The sequence below is a fragment of the Ruegeria sp. HKCCD8929 genome (genome assembly GCF_013031405.1).
Lineage (GTDB): Bacteria > Pseudomonadota > Alphaproteobacteria > Rhodobacterales > Rhodobacteraceae > Ruegeria.
Genome location: NZ_WPZY01000110.1, coordinates 1 through 2573 on the forward strand (window position 1 = coordinate 1; position 2573 = coordinate 2573).

Annotated in this window: 7 protein-coding genes; 2 read left to right on the forward strand and 5 right to left on the reverse strand. The window is 59.9% G+C overall.

The window, feature by feature from the left end; translation table 11 throughout:
- On the reverse strand, positions 1-341 hold a 341-nt coding region (locus GOX53_RS29120), incomplete at its 3' end, for a thermonuclease family protein (RefSeq protein WP_171182371.1).
- Positions 338-970, reverse strand: coding sequence for a type-F conjugative transfer system protein TraW (traW, locus tag GOX53_RS29125; RefSeq protein WP_171182372.1), 633 nt, complete (start codon positions 968-970; stop codon positions 338-340). The genes GOX53_RS29120 and traW, both read right to left, overlap by 4 nt.
- Positions 971-1000: 30 nt before the next feature.
- Between traW and GOX53_RS29130 the strand changes: the two genes are divergently transcribed.
- Both GOX53_RS29130 and GOX53_RS29135 read left to right on the forward strand, forming a co-directional pair.
- A complete protein-coding gene (locus GOX53_RS29130; protein ID WP_171182373.1) occupies positions 1001-1291 on the forward strand; it encodes a BrnT family toxin in 291 nt (96 codons plus the stop codon).
- Complete coding sequence (locus GOX53_RS29135) at positions 1269-1502, forward strand: BrnA antitoxin family protein (RefSeq protein WP_171182374.1); 234 nt, start codon at positions 1269-1271, stop codon at positions 1500-1502. Before GOX53_RS29130 ends, GOX53_RS29135 begins: the two co-directional genes overlap by 23 nt.
- A gap of 4 nt (positions 1503-1506) precedes the next feature.
- Here the strand turns inward: GOX53_RS29135 and GOX53_RS29140 are convergent, their stop codons facing one another.
- The 3 genes from GOX53_RS29140 to GOX53_RS29150 all read right to left on the reverse strand — a co-directional run.
- The gene (locus GOX53_RS29140) at positions 1507-2025 is read right to left on the reverse strand and encodes a S26 family signal peptidase (RefSeq protein ID WP_171182375.1); all 519 of its coding nucleotides are present in this window, start codon (positions 2023-2025) and stop codon (positions 1507-1509) included.
- Entirely contained in the window at positions 2012-2371 is a 360-nt protein-coding gene (locus GOX53_RS29145; RefSeq protein WP_171182376.1) for a hypothetical protein, read from the reverse strand. Before GOX53_RS29145 ends, GOX53_RS29140 begins: the two co-directional genes overlap by 14 nt.
- On the reverse strand, positions 2368-2573 hold a 206-nt coding region (locus tag GOX53_RS29150; protein ID WP_217351997.1), incomplete at its 5' end, for a hypothetical protein. The genes GOX53_RS29150 and GOX53_RS29145, both read right to left, overlap by 4 nt.

Here is a 2573-nt window from a genome sequence, read left to right on the forward strand (position 1 = left end):
ACGTCCTGTTCGGTGACGAAAGCCCTGGCGAGAAACCGGCGATACTTGTCGCGGTGAGGTTCCACGTGCAGTGAGACGGTGCCGGCCTCGGCAATAAGCGCAGACAGACGTTGCTTCGCAGCTTCGCCCAGCTGGCGCTCATCCTCGCACTGCGCATGACGGATTTCCGGGGTGTCGAACCCCATCAGGCGATAGCGATCCTCGCCGACCGAAAGCGTGTCCCCGTCGATCACGTGAACGTCCTGCGCTCTGAACGTCAGAACCTCAGCACCTGGTCGCGAGCACCGGTCGAGCACAAATGCGCCACAGAGAAGAAAAGTCAGGACAAGAGCCTTGCTCATTCCGCCTCCCCCACCACGATCTCTTCGACACGCATCACGGGATCGGCGCGCTGTACGACGGCCGGCACGTTGTTGATGCCGAACCGGTCGACCAGCACGGCGTCCTGATCGAAGTAAAACCGACGCCCATGCTCCCGCATCAGGCCAAGCGGATCGCCCTTCACCAGAACCAGCAGCGTGTCCAGCTCATCGCCCTCTGAAAGGGCAAACCGAACCTGTGCTGCGTCATCGCCATCAATAAGGACGATCCGCTTGTTGAAGCGCGAATAGGCCAGTGGATTGACCACCGTCCCGGCCCGCGCAAAAACCTGACCCTGATGATCGGCCAGATCCTCGGTCAGCGTGATGGTCATATCCACTTCCCAGCTCGCGTATTCGGTTGCTTTTCCGATGCCCGGCACGGGACGGGGACGGTTCACGTAAGACTTGGTGCGGTCCTGCATGTCCCGCTGCATCACCGCCAGCTCGCCAGAGGCCTCCATGTCCCGCAGCCGCGCGTGGATCGTCTCGAGGATCGACGGCTCGATCACCTCAAAGAGGGGACCGTGCGTACCGAGATCCTTGGCTTGAACGGCGGTGGCGAATAAAGCAATTACCAAAGGTAAAAAAATCTGGCGCCCAAGGCGCATGCCCTGACTCTTGAAACGGTCCTTTATTGTATGCATATTAAATATGAAGATCTGGAATGGGATGAAACAAAACGCAAGCACACGCTCAAGGAACGCGGCCTTGATTTTGCGGACGTCGTTCAGGCTGATTGGGATCAGGCAATCACTCTTGAAGACGTCAGACAGCCCTATCCGGAAACGAGATATGCCACCTTTGCACCCATCCGTGGACGATTGTGCGTATTCGCGTGGTGCTGGCGTGGCCAGAGAATGAGAATCATCAGCCTGCGTAAGGCGAACGCGAGAGAGGAGCGAAAGTATGGCGACCAGAAAAAAGGTTGAGCCGTATATCGATGATGATGGTGAAGTGCGGGAATTGGATGACCATTTCTTTGCGACAGCCGTGCGAGGCCGGCCACCGCTACCGGAAGAAAAGCGCAAGCAGCGGGTAACAATGATGCTTGACCCGGACGTGCTTTCAAAACTCCGCGCCGACGGAAAAGGCTGGCAAACACGCGCCAACGCGCTGCTTAGGGAGGCCTTGGGTTTGTAACCGTTCATTCCGCCCCCTCCGCAAACGACGACCAATGCGGAAACGGGATGGCAAAGCCCACGGCAACGATGTCGCCTTCGGGGATTGCCCCGATCACCTGGTACCGGCTGTCGAGGCTGTCCGGACTTTCACCAAGCACCGCGATCGTGCCGGGCGGCACCACATCCGCGTCCCAGAGCGGCGAGACCATCGCGCCCTTTTTTTTGCGCTGGCCCCGAACACAGGTGCCGCCAATGCAGATCTGATCTCCGTCGCGGCGCACAACATCGCCGGGAAGCCCTGCAATGCGCTTGGTCAGATACACCTCATGCTCGCCGAACTTGTCGGCGATCACATCTGGCACATAGACCGCAACCACGGCCCCCCGCCACAGCGGGCGTGGCCAGGTCACCATGGCAAAGGCGTTGCTGGGCAGGCTGTCGGTGAAGTTGATCGCCACCCGGCCAAAAGCCAGAACGTGAAACAGGAACAGCGCCAGCAACACCAGCGGCCAGATCCGGAAGCGGGTTCTAAAGAGAGCCACTGTTTAGCACCTCCCGCATGATCGCATCGGTTACATCGGCGGGGACTTCCGTGTGGTGTGACAAAACCCCATCCTTGCGGACCACCATCACGCCGTTCTCAGCAGCGTATGCCTGCAGCACAGCGGCAACCTGCTCCTGAAACGCAGGAATCTTCCCGGCAAATTCTTCGGTCTCCAGCCTTCCATCCGACCAGAGGACGAATGCAGTCAGGCTGAGTTCAGGATCGAAGGTCACCACCGACGGGCTACCCCCCTGCCCTCTTCCCAGATGCAGCCCGGTCGCAAGCGCAGCCTGCATCAGCAGCACAGCGCCCAGGCCGATAAGCGTATTGGTGCGCCAGCTCATACGACCTCACCCCTCTCGACCATCGTGTGGATTGCCTCGACCGTGGTCATGCCGGCGTCGCGATACCGGTTCATCCGCTCGACCGTGGCGCCCTTCGAGGAAAAGACGGCAAGAGAGAACGGATCGAGCAGCAGGCGGCCATAGGCGTAGCCCTCCGGCATCTTCACGGCCATTTCCGCAAACCTCCCGGGCACGGAGGTCA